The organism is Streptomyces sp. MUSC 14 (assembly GCF_001866675.1).
GTDB lineage: Bacteria > Actinomycetota > Actinomycetes > Streptomycetales > Streptomycetaceae > Streptomyces.
Genome location: NZ_MLYN01000012.1, coordinates 1 through 22876 on the forward strand (window position 1 = coordinate 1; position 22876 = coordinate 22876).

The 22876-nt window shown below is 67.4% G+C and carries 18 protein-coding genes; 5 read left to right on the plus strand and 13 right to left on the minus strand.

The window, feature by feature from the left end; translation table 11 throughout:
- Positions 1-246: 246 nt before the first annotated feature.
- The 13 genes from BIV25_RS05920 to BIV25_RS05970 all read right to left on the minus strand — a co-directional run bounded on the left by BIV25_RS05920 (position 247) and on the right by BIV25_RS05970 (position 16306).
- Positions 247-972, minus strand: a complete 726-nt coding sequence (locus BIV25_RS05920; protein WP_256255608.1) for a DUF6308 family protein — start codon at positions 970-972, stop codon at positions 247-249.
- A gap of 85 nt (positions 973-1057) precedes the next feature.
- A complete protein-coding gene (locus BIV25_RS05925) occupies positions 1058-2494 on the minus strand; it encodes a DUF6177 family protein (protein WP_071371087.1) in 1437 nt (478 codons plus the stop codon).
- 375 nt (positions 2495-2869) lie between these two features.
- Positions 2870-3517: a hypothetical protein gene (locus tag BIV25_RS46440; RefSeq protein WP_177235168.1), complete on the minus strand. Its 648-nt coding sequence runs from the start codon at positions 3515-3517 to the stop codon at positions 2870-2872.
- 9 nt (positions 3518-3526) lie between these two features.
- Entirely contained in the window at positions 3527-5899 is a 2373-nt protein-coding gene (locus BIV25_RS05930) for a hypothetical protein (protein WP_079176439.1), read from the minus strand.
- Entirely contained in the window at positions 5899-6300 is a 402-nt protein-coding gene (locus BIV25_RS05935) for a DUF6507 family protein (RefSeq protein WP_071371088.1), read from the minus strand. The genes BIV25_RS05930 and BIV25_RS05935 overlap by 1 nt, the downstream gene beginning before the upstream one ends.
- A 409-nt stretch (positions 6301-6709) precedes the next feature.
- Positions 6710-10717: a type VII secretion protein EccCa gene (eccCa, locus tag BIV25_RS05940; protein WP_071371089.1), complete on the minus strand. Its 4008-nt coding sequence runs from the start codon at positions 10715-10717 to the stop codon at positions 6710-6712.
- Complete coding sequence (locus BIV25_RS05945; RefSeq protein ID WP_256255609.1) at positions 10714-12021, minus strand: type VII secretion protein; 1308 nt, start codon at positions 12019-12021, stop codon at positions 10714-10716. The genes eccCa and BIV25_RS05945 overlap by 4 nt, the downstream gene beginning before the upstream one ends.
- A 10-nt stretch (positions 12022-12031) precedes the next feature.
- Positions 12032-13396, minus strand: a complete 1365-nt coding sequence (locus BIV25_RS05950) for an EsaB/YukD family protein (protein WP_079176441.1) — start codon at positions 13394-13396, stop codon at positions 12032-12034.
- A gap of 13 nt (positions 13397-13409) precedes the next feature.
- On the minus strand, positions 13410-13718 hold the full coding sequence (locus BIV25_RS52390) for a hypothetical protein (protein WP_079176442.1): 309 nt from the start codon (positions 13716-13718) through the stop codon (positions 13410-13412).
- Between the two features lie 211 nt (positions 13719-13929).
- Positions 13930-14529, minus strand: a complete 600-nt coding sequence (locus BIV25_RS05955; RefSeq protein WP_071371117.1) for a hypothetical protein — start codon at positions 14527-14529, stop codon at positions 13930-13932.
- A gap of 192 nt (positions 14530-14721) precedes the next feature.
- Complete coding sequence (locus BIV25_RS05960) at positions 14722-15036, minus strand: hypothetical protein (protein ID WP_256255611.1); 315 nt, start codon at positions 15034-15036, stop codon at positions 14722-14724.
- Positions 15037-15603: 567 nt separating this feature from the next.
- On the minus strand, positions 15604-15915 hold the full coding sequence (locus BIV25_RS05965) for a pore-forming ESAT-6 family protein (protein WP_071371090.1): 312 nt from the start codon (positions 15913-15915) through the stop codon (positions 15604-15606).
- 58 nt (positions 15916-15973) lie between these two features.
- Positions 15974-16306 carry a hypothetical protein gene (locus BIV25_RS05970; RefSeq protein WP_071371091.1) on the minus strand — a complete coding sequence of 111 codons (333 nt, stop codon included), beginning with the start codon at positions 16304-16306 and terminating at the stop codon, positions 15974-15976.
- A 554-nt stretch (positions 16307-16860) separates the two neighbouring features.
- Here BIV25_RS05970 and BIV25_RS05975 point away from each other — a divergent pair.
- The 5 genes from BIV25_RS05975 to BIV25_RS05995 all read left to right on the plus strand — a co-directional run bounded on the left by BIV25_RS05975 (position 16861) and on the right by BIV25_RS05995 (position 22638).
- Positions 16861-17637 (plus strand): class I SAM-dependent methyltransferase, encoded by a 777-nt coding sequence (locus BIV25_RS05975; protein ID WP_071371092.1) that lies wholly within the window; start codon positions 16861-16863, stop codon positions 17635-17637.
- Between the two features lie 5 nt (positions 17638-17642).
- On the plus strand, positions 17643-20288 hold the full coding sequence (locus BIV25_RS05980; RefSeq protein WP_256255618.1) for an SUMF1/EgtB/PvdO family nonheme iron enzyme: 2646 nt from the start codon (positions 17643-17645) through the stop codon (positions 20286-20288).
- Positions 20285-20551, plus strand: coding sequence for a hypothetical protein (locus BIV25_RS05985; RefSeq protein WP_071371094.1), 267 nt, complete (start codon positions 20285-20287; stop codon positions 20549-20551). The genes BIV25_RS05980 and BIV25_RS05985 overlap by 4 nt, the downstream gene beginning before the upstream one ends.
- Positions 20548-21831 carry a hypothetical protein gene (locus BIV25_RS05990; RefSeq protein ID WP_071371095.1) on the plus strand — a complete coding sequence of 428 codons (1284 nt, stop codon included), beginning with the start codon at positions 20548-20550 and terminating at the stop codon, positions 21829-21831. The genes BIV25_RS05985 and BIV25_RS05990 overlap by 4 nt, the downstream gene beginning before the upstream one ends.
- A 210-nt stretch (positions 21832-22041) precedes the next feature.
- The gene (locus tag BIV25_RS05995; protein WP_071371096.1) at positions 22042-22638 is read left to right on the plus strand and encodes a nucleotidyltransferase family protein; all 597 of its coding nucleotides are present in this window, start codon (positions 22042-22044) and stop codon (positions 22636-22638) included.
- The last annotated feature ends 238 nt before the right edge of the window (positions 22639-22876 follow it).

Here is a 22876-nt window from a genome sequence, read left to right on the forward strand (position 1 = left end):
CAACCGTCTCACTGGACTTGAAATCTTCCGATTGAACCGCTAGGCGGTCAGCGCTTGGCCATAGACACGAGTCTTCGGCTGGAGCCGCGAGCAAGGGCTGGGCTGGCGCTTCAGGCAGGTTGCGGTCTTCGGGCTCGCCCCGTCATGCGGGCGAGCAGTCCAGCTACCGTCGCCGGCCAACAGAGAATCTGCGTCGGTAGGCGAGGAGCCTGATGTGAGCGTGGCCGGAGTCGCGGCCGTGGTAGCTCAGGTTGCCACAGCCTGGCTCTGCCTGCCTTGGTGCATCCAGGCGATGACGTCGAATACGCGCAGAACGCCGATGTCCTCCCCGATGCCTGCCTTGCGCCGGAGATGGACCAGTTGGTTGAAGAAGGTGCCGTTGTCCGCCCGTAGGGCCGCTGCCAGCGAGGCCCAGAAGGAGTGATCGTTCTTCGGCCGCTGGAAGAATTGTTTGACACGGATGTCATAGATCGGGATCAGGTGGGGACGCTTGCGGGCCAGTAGCTTGCCTGCGATGACGGGGCCGCTGCCGTCGGGCTTGTTCGGGTGCTTGTTGTCGGCCAGGCGTTCCCACAGCTCCCACGCGGGGCCGCCTTCCGCAATGAGGGCATCGCTCCCAGCATCCTCCAAACGGGCGTCGCGAGGGATGAGCGACAGCAGCCGCGCCCAGTGGCCGTCGGGATCGGTGAGCAAGTTGATCGCCCCGTGCGGCTCAAGGGAAACGCTGAGCATGGTGATGGCTACCAAGTCGTTGGTGTCGAAGCGGTCGGCGACGTGCTCGGCGTCACCGCCCCCACCCAGGCGCTCGAAGTGCGCGCCGGAGTAGAACAGGTCGCCGCTTGTGCGCCGGTGGGTGAAGTACTCGACCAGCAGACGTACGGCGTTCTCATCGTCCCAGTAGATCTCCGGGATGTTCAGTTCGGTCACCGCGAAGCCCCCATCGCTCTGCCCGTGGTGATCGGTGTGGTGCACGGTACACCGGTGGAGGCTATCCGTGGCTCACAGATACAACCCTGCGCAGAGGAAGTGGATTGCTCGGGCGGTGTGCACAGCGAATTCAGGTTGGCCGTGCAGCCGCCCGGCTTCCGCGCTCGAGGTGCTCGTTGATGTGTCGCAGGCGTTGCCAGGCGGTGGGGTCGGTGCCGTCGCCGAGGGGGTAGTGCAGGGCGGGGCGAGTGGCCGGGCCGAGTTGGGTGGGGGTGTGGTCCGGCAGGGCGTTGCGGGCACGGGTGATGCCGAGGGCGGCCACTGTGTCGGGGCCGAGAGTGAGAGCGACCGGGATCGGCGGTGGTTCGTAGTGGGCCGGCGTGGTCAGGTCCGCGCGCGCCGCACGCAGTTCGCTGATCATGGTGGCGAGGTTGTGCTTGGCCGCGAGGGATTCGGCGAGCTTTGGCAGCAGCTCGATTGGCGCTTTCTCGTCGGCGGTGTAGCCGAGGGCCAGGGTGATGTATTCCTCTATGCCTTCTTGCGTGTGAGCGATGCGCAGGGCGGAGATTGCGGGGCGGTCGGTGGCGCCTATGGCGACGGCCCAGGTGGGCTGGGCCTGGCGGGCGCGGTTGCGGGCCAGGTCGGTCAGTTGTCTTGGCGACCAAGGGACGTTGACGGGCTCGGCGGTGGCCCATCCGGTCGGCGGCAGTCCGGTGAGGGTCTGCCAGGCGTCCTCCAGCGCGCCTCCCAGTACGAGGTGCTCGTGGGCGGGGTGGATGGTGCGGATGGACAGCAGCAACTGCCGTTCACCGCTCTTGCCGGGCGGGGGTTGGAAGGCGTCCGCGATTTGGAGGCCGTTGTCGGTAGCCGGGGTGAAACGTGCGTTGTGCCAGCGCAGTAGGGCTCCGGAGAGGCCGTCGTAGTAGCCGTTTTCGGGGTGGCGTACGACCCAGCGTGCGGGTATTCGCTCCAGCACGGTGCGGGTGGGCAGGCTCAGCCGGGTATTTGGGGATGTGACGAGATACAGCTCTCGTCGGCCCTCTCCCACGGTTCGTATCGCCTCGGTCAGCCATGTCGTGGCGGCAACGACCGGGCGGTCGTAGATGACGATGACGCTCTTGTCAGTCAGCACATCCACGTCGGTCAGTACGTTCACGTCAGCGGGTGGGACCGTTGCCCCGTCTGTTGCCGGGATTGTCACGACGTCGGTATGGGCGGCTTCGGGCGGCCATGTGGTGCCGCCGAGCAGCGTCGTCAACCGCCCCGCGACGGAGCCGGCCAGCCGCCTGGCCTCCGCGATGCCGGTGGTCGCCCGTACCTCGGTCCACCACACCGGTCCCTCTGTCTGAACACCGGGTCCCAGCAGCCGCGCCGTCTCGCCCGGCACCTGCAGGTAGCGGGGGGCCTCCACGGAGACCAGGAGTCGTCCGTCGTCCGTGCACAGCTGGGCGACGGCTCCTCCACCCGCCCGGTTCACGCGAAGGTCCGGGCCGCCAGCATGCAGCGCGGCCAGCAGCGTCTTGATGTCCGGCATCTGCGGGGTGAGGGCGATGACGTCCTGGGGCATGGGTTGCTTTCCTACGGAATGAGACAGGATCAGAAAATCAGTGCCGACCTGACAAGCAAATCAAGAGTTTGGAACGGCGATTTACCCCGACGAGAGGCGAGGAGCTTTCATTCCCGGTCAGGCAAGTCCGCACTTACTCCGGCCAGAGGCTGTGCGAGTGATCCGGCTACTAATGTGCCGGATCGGTTGGTTCCCCGCCAATGCGTGGCCTCGCGTAAGGCCTCCACTGAAAACAGTCCGTGCTCGCTAGCCTGGCTCAGATGCGCCAGCCAGTCCGCCGCAGCATCGAACGCAATGTGGCCCGTGGGTATGCTGTACCGGGCTTCACGCAGTTGCTGCTCCGCTTCGCCGTCGAGTGCGAATGACCCCTCGCTATCAGAGTCGGCCGGTCAGGTCAGGGCCAAGCCCATTTTCATCCGGGTCGGGATTGGCGACCCCGTCAACGATGGACGCTCCGAAATAGGTTCGTTCGCCAGGCTCGGGGGGCATGCCGAGCAAGGTGGTGAGGTCTCTTAGTGCGGCAGTGAGTCGTGGGGCATTGTTCTGGCAGATCTCGGGGTGCGGCTGACCTGCGAAGTCGTACAAGCCCCAGATGTCGTGATGTACGGACAGTTCGGCCGAGAGGCCAACGGGGGCCGTGGAGAGAGACAAGTCAACCAGTCTGTATTCAGTCTTTGGTTGCCCTCCCCGGTCGATCCATTTTCCTGCCCCGAGCACTTTGACTCTGGCGATATCAGCTGAAGGATGTGCAGCGGGACGGCTGCCACGTACCCGTTCGGGAAGGCTTGCATCTCCCAACGGCGACTTGGCGAGTTCAAGGGTTGTTTTGATGCCGGTGGGTCCAGAACCCAGGACGAACCATCTGTATTCGAGCTCGACGGGAGTGAGGAGTTCATGTCGAGCCAGCACGTCACACATGCGGGCCGCGATTGAGAGGGACGACTCCAGTCCAGGCGCAGCGAAGTCGTCAAGATCCCAGTACCAGGAGCCGCGTTCCTTTGGCGAGCGCAACAACGTCGACATAATCTGTCCTTAGGGGAATATAGGTGAACGCGGGGGGATCGTTATTGAACCATCCGTGAAGCGGAGCAAGAATGATCCGTTCATTTGCTCGGCCTGGTATTCAACCCATCTGAACATTCGAGGCGTGAGGTCGGTCATCGACTGATGGATGTCCAGGACACCCACTCGATGGTCAATGCCGTCGTATGTCAGCTGCTCCACAGACTTTTCCGCTGCTTTCTTGATCGCCTTGATCGTGTCGACGTCCTTGAGTTGGTAACCATAGTCGACTGAACCATCAGCGTGCCGCGTGTAGACGTCGAGATCGAAGGTTTCTGTGTCAAGTTCCACACCGACGTGTCCAATACCGCGTTCCTGAAGTTCGGTAGCGAGCCTCATGGCCATATGGGCGGCTGGCACCATGCCCTTATCGGCCTTGGTCGGGCCCTGCTTGCACATGTCCAGCAACTTTCTGTACCCGTCGATGTCGCGCAGGTGACCCCGGGTGATCATCTCTGCGGCACCGGCTCCGTACGGGGACTTGCGCAGAGCCTGAAGTACCCTCTGCCGGTCTGGCTCAGGCATCTTGGCACGGGACAGCTCATCGAGGACTCCGGCTTCCTGTCCGGGCTCCATCCGGCCCGTGTGGGTCTGCGCGAAGTCATCCGTGTTCTTGGTGTATTTGGCTGGGTCGATGTCTGCAGGCCCGTCCGGGGCGCCGCCATGGCCATGCGCTTCACCCGACGCAACTGGGCCGTCGTGTCCTTGAGTATCGCCGTGCCCAGGGTCTGCTGAATGCCCGTCGGGTAGCCCGTGGGGAGATGAACCCGGTGACGGTCCGGCTGATGAAACGGGCCCGTCATGCCCGTTTCCTACGCCGTGACCGCCAGTGCTGCCATCGTGGCCGGGGCCGTGGCCTGGAGTTTGATCACGGCTGCCGACACCAGGAGTCTCATGGCTGGCGGAATGACCATGTGTGACGTCGACCTCACCGCCCTGAGGGAGGTGGGATGCTGTGCCACCTGCGCCACCTTCCGCTGCGTCAGACAGGTTGTCTCCGACGTGGGATCCCGCGAACTCGGGGGTGCGAGCACCGGCACCAACCAGCTCACGATCGCCAGCCAGAGAGCCACCCGTTCGGTCAGCCGCGGCAGGCTCGTGCGTGACCGGGCTGGTGTCGGGCATGCCGTCGGATTTGAGGGCGATGAAGTTGCCGTCCTTGTCGACCCTGTAGCGGTTGCTGAGGTCGTCCAGGGCGCCGTCGGGGAACCTCGTCTTGGGCAGCCGCAGGTGTTCGCTGACGTTGGTCAGTACCTCGGAGACCTTCGGCAGATCGGACAGGGCTCTCGCCGCCCGCGCGGCGCCGGAGATCGGGTCCAGGGCACCTCCGACCTTGGCCACCGTGCTGGCCGCTTCCGCAAATCTGCCGGCCTTGCCCAGCTTGGCGAGCGCCCCGCCGGCGCCCCCCACCATGGTGAGGAGGTTGAAGCTGGTGACGGCGTGAGCACGGGCCGGGTCCTTGTGCCACTCGTCGTAGGCGATGAACTGCTTGCCGAACTCCTTGGCGTACGCCTCGCTGCCGCGCTGCCAGTCCGAGAGGTGGTCGCCCTCGCCGGCCGCATCCATGCCGTAGGCGTAGGCACCGACGATGGTGCGTTTGAGGCCGTCCCAGGTCTGGTGCTGTGCGTCGGAGCCGTTGATGCCCAGGATGTTGTCCTCGAAGGTGCCCAGGCCGACGAAGCCGCCCCAGAGGCTGTCCTTGACGAGGCCGTCCCACGCCCAGCTCTTGATGCCGTGGCCCCACCAGTCCAGGCTCCAGCGGTCGTAGGTGCGGGCAACGGGAGTACCCCACGGCAGGTCGGGCATGGACTCGAGCGTTTTGACGCTGACGCCGTACGTGCCCTCGTCGCCGACGGGGCGGCACAGTGCCGGGCTGATGGCACCGATCTTGACCGCCGCGTCGTGCTCCGCCTTCCTAAAGCCCACGACGGCCGCCGCCACGCCATGCATGAGGGCGTCGTGCTCGTCGGCCTTGTGCTGGTCCGTTGTCCAGCCGTCGTCGCCTTCGACGCTGTCGACGAAGGCGATCGCCTTCTCCTTCAGATGCTTCAAGCGGTCCGCATACGGCTTCGCTTCGCCGACGAAGGTGTCCAGGGCGTCGCCGAGGGACTCGATGTGGCCGGCGAATTCGTCCGCCGTGTCCATCACCGGCTGGGTGGAGGAAAAGAGCTGGTCAGCCTCCGGCGCCTTGTAGAACGCGGCCGTCGCCTGGAAGCGTGAGTGGACGTCCTTGCCGGCGTCACGTATGCCGATCGCGTGTTTACGCAGCTCGGTGACTGCTTTGGACAACGTGTCGAAGTCGCCGGTGTACTGGGGTATACCCCCCGGCTCGATCATGTCCACTACGCCCCACCCCCGTGGTGCTTCGTCTGCTCGCCCACGGCCCGAAGCTCGGCCGGGGTGGGCGCCTTGGCAGCCTCACGCTGGGTCCGGGCGGCCATCGCCAAGTCGCCGTCGACGTACGCACCGGTCGCCTCGACCGTTCCGTCCATCGTCTTCTTGATACGGGCCGCCATGAACTTGATCGAGCTCTCGGTGTCGGACACGAAGTTCGCGACCGCGGCACCCACTGGCCCCACTGGCGGACCGCCGCAGTACGGGCCGCTGATCGTGCCCGCGGACTCCGCCGCGTCCTGGACGCTCGTCCCGTAGCCCTTGATGTCCTTGCCCAGGTCGTCGGCGGCAAGCCCCACCAACGACAGAATGGAGTCCACCCCGCTGGGACTGATGTCCCACCCCGTCACGTCAACCCCCGTCTATCCGCTGTTGATACGTTTCCTCAGCGGCACTCAGCATCACACAGGCCACTGACAACAGGACATTCATCCCTATCAGATCAGTTCTTGCAGCATCTACACGCTTCAAGCCAAAGGCGCTTCGAACCGATCAGTGACCGCTCGGGTGTCGGTAGCCGGTGACCTCCTAGGCGTGATGGATTCAGCGCGAGGCTGAGGCTGCCGCATGCGCCATCCAACCAGGTCGGGCGGCGTTCCAGGTTCCAGTACTCGCGGATCAACTTGCCGGGCCGGTCTTGGCATACATGTCCAGACAAAAGACCCGCCCGGGATCTCCAGGTCGGAGCCGCCGGTGCACAGGGCGTTGAGCAGCGTCGCGGGGGCGGCGTCTTCTCGGTGAGCACGATGATGTCCTTGGTCATGCTGGCGCCTGGGTGGGCTCGGGCTCGGGTGCGAGGGCGGTCTGGATCAGCTGGTGGCGGTGTCCGCGGCGGACCAGGGTGCCGCGGCCGGGTGGCTGGGCGGAGGCGTACAGGCCGGGGAACAGCTGGCCTTCGGTGCGGTCGCCCGTCATCACCAGCGCCGTGGTGCCGGTTTCGCGCAGTGCTGTCAGGAGCGGCTCGTACAGGGCGCGGGAGGCCCCGGCGACCCGGCGGGCGACGACGAAGTGCAGGCCGATGTCCCGGGCCGAGGAGATGTACGGCAGGAACGGGTCGAGAGGCTGCTGTCCGGCCGCGGTGAGGATGTCGTAGTCGTCGACGAGGATCACGATCCGCGGGCCGGTGAAGGACGGCTCGTCGGTGAGGGCGTCGGGGTCGGCGGTTTCCGGCAGGCGTTTTGCCAGTTCGGTGGTGATGCCGGTGGCGAGCGCGTGGGAGAGGGCTGCGTTGTGGGCGTAGCCGCCGCGGTAGGGCTCCGGGATGACGCCGCGCAGGCCACGTCGTGGATCGAAGACGCCGAAGACCAGCTGGTCCTTGTCGTAGCGGTCGATGAGGGAGTGGGAGATCAGCTTGAGCAGGTTCGTCTTGCCGCACTCGCTGTCGCCGAGGACCAGCAGGTGCTGGTCGCCCCCGAACAGGTCGAGGACGCTCGTGGAGAGGGTCTCCTGGTCGACACCGATCGGGATCGCGTGCAGCTGCGCCCCGGTGGAGAGCAGCCGCTCGGCAGGCAGCCTTGTCGGCAGCACCCGTATGGGGGCGGCGAGTTCGCCGTGCCAGGTGGCGCGCAAAGCGGCTGCCGCCTGCTCCAGGGCCGGACCGAGGTTTTCCGTGGTGGGGTGAGAGTCGACGCGGGGGAGTGCCGTCTGGGCGAACAGTTTGCCGTCCGTCAGGGCCCGGCCGGGTGTGTCCGCGGACAGGGTTGCGGAGAGCTTGCGGTCGATGGAGGAGTCGGCGGGGTCGTTGAGGCGCAGTTCGACGCGGCTGCCGAACAGGGACTGAGTGGCGATGCGGATGTCGTTCCAGCGGAGCATGCCCGCCACGACATGGATGCCGTAGCCGCTGCCCCGCTTGAGGAGGTCGGCGATGTCGTCGTCGAGGTGGGCGAACTCGTCGCGCAGAGCCCCGAATCCGTCGATGAGCAGCACCACGTCGGTAGAACCGAGCTCGGGAAGTTCCCCTCGTCCGCGCAAGGCCCGCAGCTGCTCGGCCGAGTCGATGCCTCGCCCACGGAAGATCACCTCGCGCTCGGCGAGCATGCCCCGCACCTCGGCGACGGTACGGGTGACGCGCTCGTGGTCGGCGCGGGTCGCGATGCCGCCGACGTGCGGCAGGTCCGCCAGAGCGCTCAGCCCGCCGCCGGCCAGGTCCAGGCCGTAGACGGCCACGTCGCGCGGCGTGTGGGTGAGGGCGAGGGAGAGCGCCAGGGTGCGCAACAGGGTCGTCTTGCCGGAGGCAGGACCGCCGATGACGGCCGTGTGCCCGCCAGCGGTGTTCAGGTCGTGCACCCACGGGCCCTGCCACTGCCTGGCCGGATTGTCGAGGACACCCAGCGGCACCCGCAACGGGCCATCGGCGCCAGCGAGTCGGAGACCGTCGGGGGATGGCTGTACGGGTCCTGCGGCCGAGTCGAGCGTGAGCGCTTCGGGCAGCGGAGGCAGCCAGATCCGGCGTACCGGTTCGGCGGCGTCGGCGAGTCGGCTGACCGTGAGACCCAGGACCGTCGGCCCCGACGTATGCTCACGCGGCGCTGGTGCGTCCTCGCCCGACGCGGGCGCCTGCGCAGTGGCGGGGGTGGTGAGCGCCGGATACGTCCAAGCGAGCGGTTCGGCGTCGAGCGTGCTTTCGTGCACGACGGGGCCGCGGTGCACACCGGAGACGAAGCCGGCCTTGAAGCGGGTGTACGTGGAGGTATCGACCTTCAGATAACCGAAGCCGGGCAGGGGCGGCAGATGGAAGGCGTCGGTGGTCTCCAGGACCGTGCGCGACTCGTCAGCCGAGAAGGTGCGCAGACCGAGCCGGTAGGACAGATAGGTCTCCAGGCCCTTGAGCTTGCCGCCTTCGATGCGCTGGCTGGACAGCAGCAGGTGGACACCGATGGAACGACCGATACGCCCGATGGACAGGAACAGATCGATGAAGTCCGGTTTGGCGGTGAGGAGCTCGCCGAACTCGTCGATGACGACGAACAGATGCGGCAGCGGTTCGAGGTCAGGCCGGGCTGCGGCGCGTAGCGCGCGGTAGTGGCCGATGTCGGCGATGTTGCCCGCGTCCTTGAGGACCTGCTGACGGCGCTTGATCTCACCGGCGAGGGAGGTGTGGACGCGCTCGACGAGGCCGGCCTGGTTCTCCAGGTTGGTGATGACGCCCGCCACGTGTGGCAGATCGGCGAAGGGGGCGAAGGTGGCTCCGCCCTTGTAGTCGACGAGGACCATTGCCAGATCCTCCGGCCCGTGCGTGGTCACCAGCGCGAGCACGAGGGTGCGCAGCAGTTCGCTCTTGCCGGAACCGGTCGCGCCGACGCACAACCCATGGGGGCCCATGCCCAGTTCGGCGGACTCCTTCAGGTCGAGCAGCACCGGCTGATGCCGGTCGTCCAGGCCGATCGGGACGCGCAGGAAGTCCCGTTCCCCGCGCGGCGCCCATTGCCGGGCCGGGTCGAGGGCGGCCACGTCGTCGATGCCGAGCAGCTGCGGGAAGTCGACGGGCCCGGAGACGGGGGTGCCCTCGGCGGCGGACTCGGCGGACAGCCGCAGCGACGCCAGAGCCCTCGCAAGGGCCTCGGCAGCGGTGAGGCCGGTACGGTCGGCCACCCCGTGGGTTCCTGCGCCATGCTGTCCGCGCAGGTCCTCTACCGTGACCTGGTCGCCATTGACGGTGATACGCACCGAGACCTGATCGGGTTCCTGCACCTGCTCGGCGAGCAGGTGCAGGACTGTGACACCCATGTCGTCCAGGGCGACAGCGGCGTCCGGACGCGGAAGGTCGACGGCGTTCTCCCCGTACGCGTCGCTGACCACGAGCAGCCGGTCGGTCAGCTGCAACGCGCTCTTGTCGGACAGGCCGCGGCGCACCTCGGCCGCGTAGGCGGCGCGCCGCCCCAGATCAGCGCCGATCACCTGCGCCAGTTGGACCAGATCGGTAGCGATGCGCCGCGCGGCGACAAGGCCGTCATGGTTCTGAGGGTCGAGGACGTGCGGGAGCCACTTCACCCACTCCCACTCCTCGATGCGGTCCCCGGGCGCGGCGAGCGCGACAGCCACGTCATCCGGGGCATGTGTCACGGCAGCCTGCACAAGCAGGGAGCGGGCAACGCACAGGACACCCGCACGATCCCCGACGATGCTGACGTTGCCGACCCGGTCCAGCGGCACGGTCAGCGGATGGTCCGACACAGTGGTGTATCGGGCCTGCAGAGCGCGCGCTTCGTTCAACATGAACGGGTCGGGCGGCGTGAGCACGCCGCTGACCGCCTGCTGGCCGATGGCCAGCTCCTGCACGGGTACGTCACCGACACCCACCCGCACGTCAAGGAAGTCCGCATCCGCGCGGCGCCGCTCCCACAGGCGAGCCGGATCACGCAGGACGTCGTACAGGGCCGGGGGGCCGGGGTGCAGAGTCCGGGCGACACGACGACGCTCACGCTCGGCCGCGCTCAACTCGGCGCGCAGTTCCTCCAGATACTCCAGGTACCGCTCGCGCTGGACGCGTCGCTGCCGCTGCGCCTTGCCGCGCTGCGACAGGAACAGGGCGACCGCGCCGAGCAGCGCGATGACCAGTACGACGGCCCCGAGCCCCGCGAACTGGCTGGAGCGGATCACCGTCATCATCACGACCGAGCTCATCACGCCGGCCATCGGCAACAGTGCGGTCGCCGGGCTGCCGGTCTTGCCTTCGGGCAGGTTCGGCGGTGGCTCGATCGTGCGTGGCGCGGGCGGGAGCAGAGGGCGCGTCGAGCGGGCCGGGCGGTGTACCTGTTGCTGGGTCACCGGACGTGCACCGCCCGCTGGAGCGTCTCGGCGGAGAGCTGGGTGGCGGCACGGCGGGTGGCAACGCCGAGCCGGTCGGTCATGATCGGTCCGCCACCGGCCAGGTGCCGGTCGTAGGGCAGATGCACGAGGGTGACTCCGGTTTCCCGCAGATGGGCCGTGGCGGCCTTCAGATCGAGGTTCGCGTCGGGCGTGTTCGAAGTGAGCGCCACGACGGTGGAAGCGAGTGCGGCGTGCGGCAGCTGACCGAGCCAGTCCAGGACGATCCGGGTGCCGCCTACGCCTTCGGCGGTGAGCGGGGCGACGACCACCCGTGCGTGCGCGGTGTCCATCGCGGTGCGGGCCACCTCGCCGGGCAGCGTCTCGCAGTCCACGACCGTGACGGCGAAGTAGCGGCGCAGCGCCAGCGTGACGGTGCGGTAGGTCGCAACGTCCAGCGGGGCACCCACCCGCCCCTGACTGGCGGGCAGCAGCCAGCCGCCGTCCGCCACCGGCACCAGGTATCCGGTGATGTCGGTCAGTTGCATCGACGGGGTGAGGATCCGGGCGAGTTCGGCGCACGACCAGCGGACGGACTGCGCTCCCATCCGCACCGGCAGCGTGCCCAGGGCGGCGTCCGCTTCCAGGGCCAGTACCGGGTCGTGCCGGTAGTGGCTGAACGTCCGCGACAGCAGCGCGGCAGTCGTGGTCTTGCCGACGCCACCGCGGATCGACGTCACCGCGATCACCCGGCCCGTGGTCACCGGCTGCTGCACCATGCTGCCCAGTCGGCTCTCCTCGGCGACCTCCTGTGCGGCCGAGGAGGTCAGCTTGCGCAATGACCGGCCCGAACGCCGGGCCAGCGAGTCGCCGTGCTGGGGCGAACCGAGCGCTATGGCCAGGCGCGGGTCGAGCGTCGGTACCGGCTCGGGCGCCGCCATGGGCAGCCGGGCCTGGTGGGGTGGCCGTACGGCGGGGGAGGTGCTCGATGGCGCCGTCTGGGTCTGGGGTGTCGCTCCGGCGCCGGGAGCGGAGGAGCCGGTACCGAGGTGGGCCTGGACCTGCGGCGTCGGCTGAGCCTCAGCCGCGGGGCGCGGTGGTGCCTGTGCCGGGGTATGCGGCGCGTCGTCCGCGCCCGGGGTAGAGGTGTGCTGCTCGCGGGGCAGGTTGCCGGGATGACCTGGGTGGGGACGCTCTTCGTCCGGGTGGCGCACGGGCAGGCGAGGCCTCGCGTCCTCCGGCGAACGCTGCTCGCCCACCTCCCCGGCAGAGCCGGCATTCAGCTCGCGCAGCACGTCGTCCTGCCAACGGCCGGAAGTCGTCATCACCGCCACCTCACGCGAAGGTGCCGAGCAGCCGCGCATAGACGCCGAACACCCCGAGCACCAACGGGAACAGAGCGATCACACCGGCCGACTCGAGCGTGTCGCCGGCCCTGCGCAGTCGTACCCGCACATGCTCGGCAGGCTGCACGGCCAGCACACCCAAGGACAGCACGACCAGCACGCCGAGAACGGCGAGCGGAACCGTCGCCCCGGAGTGCTGTAGCCACAACCAAGCCAGACGCAGTGCCACCACCATGGACGCCGCGAGCAGCGCGACGACCTCCGCGACCAGTGGGTAGGCACGGGCCCGCAGCGCGAGGACGGACGTGACGGCGACGGCGAGCAGCACTGTCCAGATCGTCACCGTACGCACCGCCAGCACTCCGGCGACGGCACCCGAGATCGCGGTGACAACCGTGGCCAGCGCCAGCCCCCGATGCGTGGCGGCCAACGCGGTTGCCACCTGATAACGACTGACCGACGCCCCGGCAGAGCGCCGGTCGTCCAACCCGGACAGACCCGACCCCGCCAACGCCAATCGGGGCAGCACACCCAGCGCCACCACGGACACCACGGCAAGCAGAGCCCCGGCGCGCGCCGACCCGATCGGGCTGGCCCCGCCGGACTGGAACGCGAGCGCGACCTCCCAGCACCCCCCGGCCCCGCCCAGGGCCCCTGCCCCGACCAGCGCACCCCGCCCGAACGGCGAGAACCAGCCGAGCAGCAACAACGCCACCACCACGACCGAGAGCACCACGGCCAACCGCACAGCCCCCGACCACGCCTGCGCGTCGGCAACCGCCCAGGCACCCTGCGCACCCACAGCCGCACTCACCACGACCAGGGCAGCGGCAAGCCCCTTACGCCCTGCCCGCCCCAGCAGCACACCGGCAATCGCAGCCACCGCCGCCGTCACGAGAAGCGCCGATCCGGCGGCCTTGGCCTCAAACCCCTGCCGCGCCATGAACCCAGCGGCCAACGCCCAGCCCACACCCGCGCCCGCGGCCACGATCCGACGCGCCCGCGCGCCCCACCGCCAGGCCCGCACATCCAGATCGCCGGCCGCCTCGTCACTCACGTCATGGACCATCGGAGCGGAGGGTGCGTCCTCGACGCGCACGAGCCGGAGCACGGCACCGTCGGGCACTCCGGCCGACTCCAGCGTGTCGTCTGGCTCCAAGGCGCTGCCGTTGGCCGTCACCAGGTTCCGGGCCTGAGGCCACTCGCCCACCCGGTCGTCGAGAAGCCTCATCACCTCGGGCAACAGCAGCCCGATCGGCTCCCGGGACGGCAACACGAGATCCACCCGCCGCCGCTCACCGACCAAAGTGACTCGGCTCAATGCAGTACGGCTCACAGTCCCCCGGGATATCACGCGTTCGAACCTATCATCGGGCCGAAACCGCAGGCTGCGGTGTTCCAGTGACCTGTCCGCGCGCGGGCGCGGAGGGTGCGGTCGGCGCAGGCACAGAAGTCCCGTAAGGACTCTTCCCGACCACCCGGTGCGCGATGAACGACCACCCCACACACCCGGCACACACCACCGCGGCGATCACCACACCCGCGAACACCTTCCCCAGCCGCTCTTCCACGGTGCGCCGCTGCCGCTGCGCACCGAACAACACGGCGTCTCGCAACCGCCGACGTCGCACCGCCACGGACTCAAGAAGCTGACTGTCGTAATCGTGAGCTGACACGTATGGATTCCGGTTCGCTGGGTACGGGCCACTACTTCTGCGCTGCGGTTGATGTGTGATCGCTGTTGCGTCACTGGGCCACACAGGCCTCACAGCTCATCGAACATGCTGTCCCATGCCGCGTTGCAGGCGCAATGCGGTACAGGGCGGAGTGGCCTGATCTCGCTCATCACAACATGCCGATGGCATGAATGGTGGCCCGGCGTGGCGGTCAACAACGCAGGCCGACGATGCCCCAGCCACGGCGGTCCGCCTCCGTGACCACCTCGCCCCAGTCGCTGAGAAGGTCGGCAAACGATTCAAAAGTACCGATCCTTCCGCCGGGCTCTGCAGCGTGCTGGACGAACGGCTCGCGCAGAACCTCCAGTTGCGTTTCCACCTGCCGCCACCACCCGGCGATCAATGGCACATGATCGGGCGGACACCACAGCAACAGGTCCGCTTCCCAAGCGTACGGCCGCTCCGGGAGCTCCGAAACGACCCCGGCGGTGTCCTCCGAGCCGTGCCAGAACAGCGCGTCGCTGAACCCGTCCAGCACCTCACGCACCTTCGGCTCAACGAACTCGCGCATGTACTCCCAGCGAAAACCAGCCCAGACGTGCGGCTTGTACGAGCCATGCGTGTTCCGAAAGGCATACCTGGCGAACCAGCCCTCACCGGGCTGCGCCGAGCACGACCAGCCGTGCTCGAAGAGATCGTCGCTGTACGCCTCGCCGAACGCGGCATCGCTCAACAGCTCTTCCCGATCGCTGGGTGCTGCTGCCTCTACGCGCGGCCAGTCCACGATCAGTAGTTCTATTGCGACGCCCACCACGCGAGGGTACCGGCGCGGACACGGACCTACGACGGCCAGACGGCTGTGCCGTCACACACGACCAGTGGCTCGGGCTGACGCTCCTCGTGGAACCGGATCCACCCCAGGTCAACGCTGCCGTCGGGGCCTCGGTGCCGCTCGCCGGCCCTGGCCGCGAGCCAGCTGAGGAGTTCACCGACGCGCTCGAAATCATCCGGATGGACTTCCTGCGGGTCTGGTCAACGCCCAAGCAGCAGACCCAGTCTCCTGCCGACGGAACAGCACCGAGACAAGTGCACCCCCCACCTTGTAGCCACCACCGTGCTGGCCCAGCAAGGGCTCAGGATGGTCCTCGATGACGAAGTCTCCGTGCTCATCCTCTACCACGACCGGAAACTCGGTCACAATGCGGAACGTCTCCGGCGCGGGGCCAGCTCCGAGATGCCAGCGCAGCTCCGCGAGTTCCTCCACCGACAACGCGTCGCGCAAATCCAAGGCAAGCGTGAGCTCATATATGTCAGACATAGCTGCACAGGCTACGGACTCCGAACGGGCGGTGCCGGTAGGCCCTCCGTGAGCAGGCCGGGTGGCGGCGAGGTTGCTGATCTCGCCGCACGGCGCTCAGGTGCAGATGCACGTCGGCCCAGACCGCCGGGGGCGGTCCATTGCCGGTACTTGCGCATGGCGTAGATCCGTCGTGGACCGCTCGCACGGCGCGTGGCAGACCGTCCCGGCTACTGGCACCCGACCAGCGCCGCGGTTGCGCTCTTGTACCACGGGCATTTGCCCGAGGCAGCGACGGTGCGAGGTCTCGGCTCGAGTGGCTGGGTGAACTGGCTCAGCGTCGCGCCGACCAGCCTGGCCGTGCTGGTGTAGGGCACTACTGGCTCGTCGGTGTGCTGGCTGGGAGAGCGGCCTCCTCCGGGTTGTTGTGCATCACGGTGCCCCCGTCCGACGTGCTCTTCGCAGCGGTGCCATGATCGGACAGCAGCTTGTACATCCCGGCGGGGTGAACGTCCCGCGCCGTCAGGACAATCACCCGGTCCCTGCTTCACGTGCTTGCTGACGTCCGTCCGCGGGCCAACCCCTCGCTCAGCCGATGTTGTCGACAGCCGCCTTGGCCTTGGCGAGGGTGGCCTGAGCGGTGCCGTCGTTCTGCTCCAGCGTGTTGCGCACCAGATGGATGATCTCGCGCACCTCGGCCGCGGCCCGGTGCCAGCGGACCTCCTTGCCGTGGTATTCGTCCGAGACCCCGTCGGCTTGGAAGTTGGCCATCGCCGCCTTGACCGCCCGGTCGCGGTCGCTCAGTACGCGCTCCAGATGACCGATGATGCCGGCCAGGCTGGTCTGTACGTCGGCAGAGGCGCCGGTGTCGTACGAGCGGCGGTCCTGGTTCTGTGCCATGGTCGAGTCCCCCTTGAAAACGGTGACAGATGGGCGGTGAGTTCGCGTGCGAGATCGGTTATCGCACGCCGAAGCGGGCCGCGTCGAAGTTGGCCATGCCCATGTTCTGGTGGGCGTTGTCGCCCAGCTCCGTGTCACCACTGCCGAACGCGGTGTCCATACCGGACTGGCCGCCCAGGATCGCGCTCAGCGAGCCGTTCAGATCGGCCGTGATCTCGTCGGTGTGCGCCTTAAACGTGTCGAAGGCGGCTTTGCCGGCCCCGTTGAACTTCCCCTCCAGCGGCTGGGCCGCCTGGACCAGCAGCCTGATCAACGTGCCCAGATCGTCGCTGGAGCCAGCAGTGCTCTTGCCGAGCTCGGACAGGGTCGTCGACCCCATATCGAACTTCATTCACCCACCCCGTTAAGCGTGTTGTGCGCCGGGACTGCTAAGTCGGCGCAGTCTCGACTGGCACCGCGTAGAACGCGCAGCGCCTCGAACATCTTCTCGCATCCTGCGTTGCAGACACAACGCGCAGGTGGCCGAGTTGGCGTAATCCGGTTCATTGGGTAGAGGACCATGGGGAGTTCTGGCCCTCAGGGTGAGCTCGCATTGCGTTGACGATCGACGAGCGTGAGGGTGCGATCAGGTACGAGGCGGTCGAACCGGCGCCGCACCCTGAGGGCCCTGCGTGCGCGAACGACCTCGTACTGACGCTGCTCTACCGGGCAGTGACCGGCCCCACCTGCGCTTCCGTGATTTGGCCGCGTGGCGGGGTGAAACACAAGCCGTCCATCGGCCCTGGAGGTCGACAGTTCTGGCTTCCGCCGGACTTGGTGGTGGAGACCAGTTGATCAACGCCCAACCGGCGAATTACAGACTGTTGCCTCATGAACACGCGCGATAGCCTGCCGTGTGCCGTGTGCGGCACAACCGGCGACACGCGAGGGGCACCGAGGGGGATCGTGGAGCAGCGCGATGTGCGAGGGCATTACGAGGAGCTGGCAGCCGAGTACGACGGGCACTGGGTTTACGGTCCGCACTACATTCCCTGGATGTCCGCCCGGATCGCCGAGGCGCTGCGGCTCGCCCCCACGGACAGGATCGCCGACGTCGGCTCCGGGACGGGCCTGTTTGCCAGGGAAGTGGCCAACCATGTCCAGCCTCATCATCCCATTCTGTGCGTCGATCCTTCAGAGGCGATGCTCAGCCAGCTCGGCACGCCGCCTCCGGCCGATCTGCGTCCGGTCGTTGCTTCGGCTGAGGACATCGCCGAAGGACGTACTCGTGTGCCGTACGAGCAGCTCGACGCGATGTGGCTGAAAGAGTCGGTGCACCACGTGGCCGATCCGGCACGCACGCTCCGCGGCTTGGCCGACCGGCTCGCGCCTGGCGGCCGACTGTTGGTGGTGATGCTCCCGGCCACCATCCAGTATCCGCTGTTCGAGGCGGCCCTCGCGCGCTTCGAGGAGCTGCAGCCGGACCCGGCCGTGATCGAGGGACATCTGCGGGCGGCTGGACTGGCGGCAAGTCTCAGCCACGTCGAGCATGAGCTGCGCATCGACCGGGACAAGTACCTGGGCATGGTGCGTGCCCGCTACATGTCCGTGCTCTCCACCTTCAGCGACAGCGAGATCGACAAGGGCATCGAAGAGATGCGCCTGGCTCATCCGGAGCCCGTGCTCGCGTTTTCCGATCGGTTCGCGTTCATCCTCGGCTGGCGACGTGAGGAGTCCACGTGAGCACGATGGTCGATGAACGGCTGCGACGCCTGCGGAGCGAACTCGACGACCACTCGCGGATCGCTGATCGACTGGGGCTCGATCTGGAACGACCGTTACGGTCCCTCAACGACGGCTATCCCGAAAATGCAGTCGCCCTGGTCGGGAAGCTCACCGAGAAGCTTCTCAAAGAGTTGTGGCGCCACCATGATGTCGAGGGCGACCCTTCGACGAAAGCCCTGAACGACCTGGTCAAGCGCTGCCGTCCGTACATTCGCAGCAGCACGGTTCTGGACGCGCTCGAAGACATTCGACGGCTGCGCAACCGGTCCACCCACGACGGGTACGACATCAGCGATGAGGACGGACTGCTGGCGGTCCGCAGGCTCGTCGACGTGCTGGTCTGGTTCACCGATACCGGGAGCGCGGCGCTCCTCGGCAGTGAGCCCGATATGGCCCCCGAGGTCGCCCACCGCTGCGAGTTCCTCGCAGGGCTGTACGTCACCCTCGGCTACCGGCAGGCCAAGCGATTCGTCCTCAGCCCGGACACTGTGTACCAGCTGTTCTGCCGTGAGTCCGGGATGCGGCTGGAGTATGTGGAACTGATGCTCTCCCGAGACGCCGACGACCTGAGCACCGTCCTTGCCTCCAGCGACGGGGAGCTGCTGCGCACCCGGCTGCCCAAGCTCACACGGTTCGTCGTCCTGGACGACGACGGCGGCGCGGAGCCCGACGCCCTCCACCGGATGCTGGGTCTGGACTTCCGGATCGTGCGCTACGACGGCTTCGTCGACACCATCGTCGACCTCGACACCCACCTCGCCGGTCTCACCTCCGCTGGCGACCCGACGGAGCCGCAGACCGCGGTCGCCGCGGCGGCGCTCACCATCGACCCACGCACCGGCGAGTCGACCATGGAGCAGGCCAGCGATGCGGCGAAGCTCCTGACACGCCTGGCGTGCGGTAGCGCGAACATCCTGGTCACCGGCCGTCCAGGGAGCGGCAAGAGCACACTTCTGCGTTCACTGGCTGCCAACCCCGAGGTCCGCCGCTTCCGCTTCTACTTCGACCTTGGTCTCAAACCGAAGGACGAACCCTTCTCCGAGTACGCAGCCCGCCTCCTCGCACCGGCCATGACGTCGGACCGCTCGCGCGCCTATGACCTCTTCCTCTACCTCATCCGTTCCGGCACCGCGCTGTGCGTCCTGGATGCCGTCGACGAAGGCGTCGACGAACCAAGCTCTGCCGGCTTCCTGCGCCTGTTCACCGATCTCGCGGCCGTCCTGTCCGCCGAATCAGCCGTGGTCATGAGTTCACGGGTGTCCTTCCTCGCGGACTCGCCCCAGGTACGTCAACTGCTGGACAGCGGTGCGGGCCGTTCCGAGCAGCTGGTCGAGCAGATGTACGCCAACGGCCTCGACCCGTCCCGCGTGCCGCACTTCCACGTCGTACGCCTAGCCGAACCCGACGCAACTCCGCTGGAGAAGCGTCTCACCAAGGCGCTGAACCTTCCCGCGGGGAAGCCACTCGCGGACATCCTGAGCGCTCACATCACGCGGACGTTCACCGAGTGCGGGCAGCTCGATCTGGAGCAGCGCCTTCCCGCCACGCTGGGACACGCCTTCCTCACCGACCGCACCGTGTTCTCCCTCCTCGACCTGCACCGCCAGCTGGGGGCCGACGCCTTCAAGGACGGACGCCTCCACCTCGACGCCTGTGTCCTCGCACCGCTGCTGCGGCCCGCTGGGTCCGATCACGTCGCCTTCGTGCACACGGCCTACCAGGAACTTCTGGCCGCCAGGTTCCTGACCGAGTCGGCGAACCGGGACCTGGCAGCTGACCTTCCCGGCGGCGCTTTCCTCACCGAGCAGGTGCGCGCCTTCCTCGCCGGTATGCCCAGCAGCCCGGAGACCGACGACTGCGTGCTGCCCGTCGGGGCCTACCTGGTCGGACCGGCCGAACGGCTGCTGATCCGCCGCGTCGAGCGCCCCGTACGCTTCGACCGCCACGCTGTGACCGTCGCGCGCTACCGCCGCTTCCTCGACGACCTAAACGCGGACGGCACCTCGCCGTGGGACCACCCCGACCAGCCCGCCGACGTCACACACCACCCTTGGACCGACCGACTGCGGCGGCCCGACTACTACGAGAACCCGCGCTACGACGCCCACCCTGCCATCTGCGTCAGCTGGTGGAGCGCGTACGCTTTCGCCGCGTTCGAAGGTAAACGCCTGCCGACCTCCCTCGAGTGGGAAGCCGCTGCCCGCGGCACTGACGGTCGCCTGTTCCCCTGGGGCCACGCTCCTGACGGCACCCGGATCAACTGCGCCGACACCTGGGTCGGTCGGCCTGTGGTGACATATCAGGCGTGGTACCGAGACTTCGCAGGTGATGCCGTACGGCGAGCTGGGGCGACCCCCGTCGACGAGCGACCGGGCAACCGTTCCCCGTTCGGCGTCGTCGACATGGTGGGCAACTGCTGGGAATGGACATCCACCAGCCTGGACGATCATGGCGAGGCCGTCATCTGCGGTGGCAGCTACGACAACCCGATGCGGGCGGTGCAGAGCAGCAGCAAGGGCATCTACCGCAAGCGCGGCGCAAGCAACGCAGTCGGCTTCCGGTGCGTGCAAGACCTCGATACGCCACAGGCAGAGGAGACGACGGCATGAGCGGAAGCGGGCCGCGTCACGGAACCATTGTGGACAGGCGACCAAGCGGCGGAGGGGTAAGCGGTGCGCTCGGCTCCTACATCGTCCGGGACGACGAGGACGAGCGTTACTACAGCTTCGACTACCGACAGATCGTAACCGAAGGATTCCGGACCATCCGCACGGGTGAACACGTCCGCTTCCACGTCAGCACAGAAATCCCCGACCGCGCGCAATTCGTCATCCGTCTCAACCAGCCCGACCCAGCAGAGTACTACCGGTGACCCCGCGTGAAGCTCCACTGCTTGAGGAGGTCACGGGCGCACGTCAGGAGCTGACGGTCGTCCTGCCGGTGCGGCTGTTACGCGTCCCCGACTGGTTCGACGGTCCTTTCCCCTTCGAGCTGGGCAGCCGCCGCACCGACGCCCGCACCCGGTCCACCTACTTCGCCCCGGCCTCTGCCCGCGCTCTCTACGGGTCACCCGGGCGGCCACGTCGCTGGCACCTACCGCTGGACGTCAAGCAGGATGGGCTGCATCTGCTCGGCATGGAACTTATCCGCGCGGTCACTGTCCGCAATCCGGAACACGCGCTCGCCGTCCTGCACTTGAGCGTGGAGAGACCGCTGCTGCCCATACTGCGGGCTCTGGCCGGCCGACGGCGGAACGCCGTAGACGACCCGCTCACCGGGCCCTTCGACCCGGCCAGGCTGCTCGCCGGTATCGCTGACGTCCGCGACCCCAACGCACCCTTCGCCACAGCCCAGCCCTACACCATCGCCTTCATGACCCCGACGCCACAGCAGACCCCCGCCCTGCGCTCCGGGCTGGAAGGGGCGCTGCCTGCGAGCGCGGATCGCTGGCTGTGGCAGCTAGCGTCACGCTCCACCCCGGAGGACTTTCCCCTGCCCCCAGAGACTGCCGGAGATCAGCTCAAGGATGTTGTCAGGATCTCGGCAGACTGGAGTGCCCTCGTACTACGTCAAGGGGCCGCCTTCCTCGGTCACCGGTCTGACACCGGCGCGGGCGACTTCTTCGAATTCGCCGCCCTGCACTCCCGTACCGTCTACCTTGACGCCCTGCTTCTCGGCGCGCTCCAGCGCGACCACATCGACGAGCTCACCGACGAACTCTCCGAGGTCTTCAACTCCTCACAGTTGGCACGCCAGGTTGCCGCACTGGAGAGGAACATCGCCGTCTTCCGCAGCACTTACTGGCGACAGCACCTCACAGCACACGGAGCAGCGAACGATCTGCTGCTCGCCTTCCAGAACCAGCACCGGCTCCCCGCGCGCTTCCGCGAAATCCTCGCAGAAGCGGCCGACTACAGCAGACTCGTACAGACCCAGGAAAGCCAGCAGATCAGCGGCGCCCTGGGAGTCCTCACTATCCTCGGCCTGCCACTTGGCACGGCCCTCAGCATCCTGCAAGTCCTCGGCGACAACTCTGTGACAGACCTGCTCGTCGCGCTGACACTGTCGGTCGCCGCCGCAGCCGGAGCCCTCACCACACGCTATGGGCGCCTGGTCCTGTCATCTCTACGGGGTGGGGAAGGCAAGACGTAGGACGCTGTGACCCGCGGCGTATAGCACGGCAGCGCTGTACGAGCCCGGATCGGACGTGAGCTCCGGTCCGCACGTGAGGCTTCGCCAATCCCACCAAAATGCATCCGCTTGGAGACCTGGACCTGCTTCATGTGCTCGCCTCGCGGGCTGGGACGCCTGCTTGCGGTCAACGCGCCTTGTGAGAGCGGCCATCCGTGATAGGGAGTACGGATGTTTGGTCGACTCCCGTTCGTTGAGCAGCTCGATGGCTTGCGGTCCGTGCTCTCCCAGAACGAGGTCCTGACCGACGTGCTGACCAGGGCGGCGACGATGGAGCTGCCCGGCTGGTATGTGACGGCGGGCTGCCTGTTCCAGACGGTGTGGAACGTGGTCACCGACAGGCACCCGACCAGCGGCATCAAGGACTACGACATTTTCTACTTCGACGGCACTGACCTGTCCTGGGAGGCGGAGGACGCCGTGATCAAGGCAGGGCAGGAGGTGTTCGCCGGGCTGCCGGCCGAGGTGGAGCTCCGCAACGAGGCCCGTGTGCATCTTTGGTATGAGCGGAAGTTCGGGGTGCCCTGTCTGCCGCACAAGTCCACTGAATCCGCGATCGACTACTTCGCTGCGACGACGTGCTGCCTGGGCGTCCGGCTGGAACCCGATGGAGGATGGCGCGTCTATGCGCCTCACGGGCTCTCCGACGTGTTCAACCTTGTCGTTCGACCCAACCCGCTCCTTGCCCCGCGGGAGGTCTATGAGACCAAGGCGGCCCGTTGGAAGATCGAGTGGCCGGAGCTCACAGTCCTGTCATGGACAAACTGATGGCCTTCGCGAAACTGCGGACAGAGCCATTTTCAAAAATCCCTATCATCCAACAGGGGGCGAGCGCGGTCCGGCCCCCGTTTGGAACCCGGCGCAGGTCACGGGGCTGTCGAAGACCTTTCGGGGCAGAGGCACGGCGGAATCGCTTAGGGTCTGGAAGACTTCCAGGAAACGGCCAGCAGCACGGTTCGCTCACCAGCCAGACCCGCTACTACCCTTGCGGATGAGGCTTCCGGCA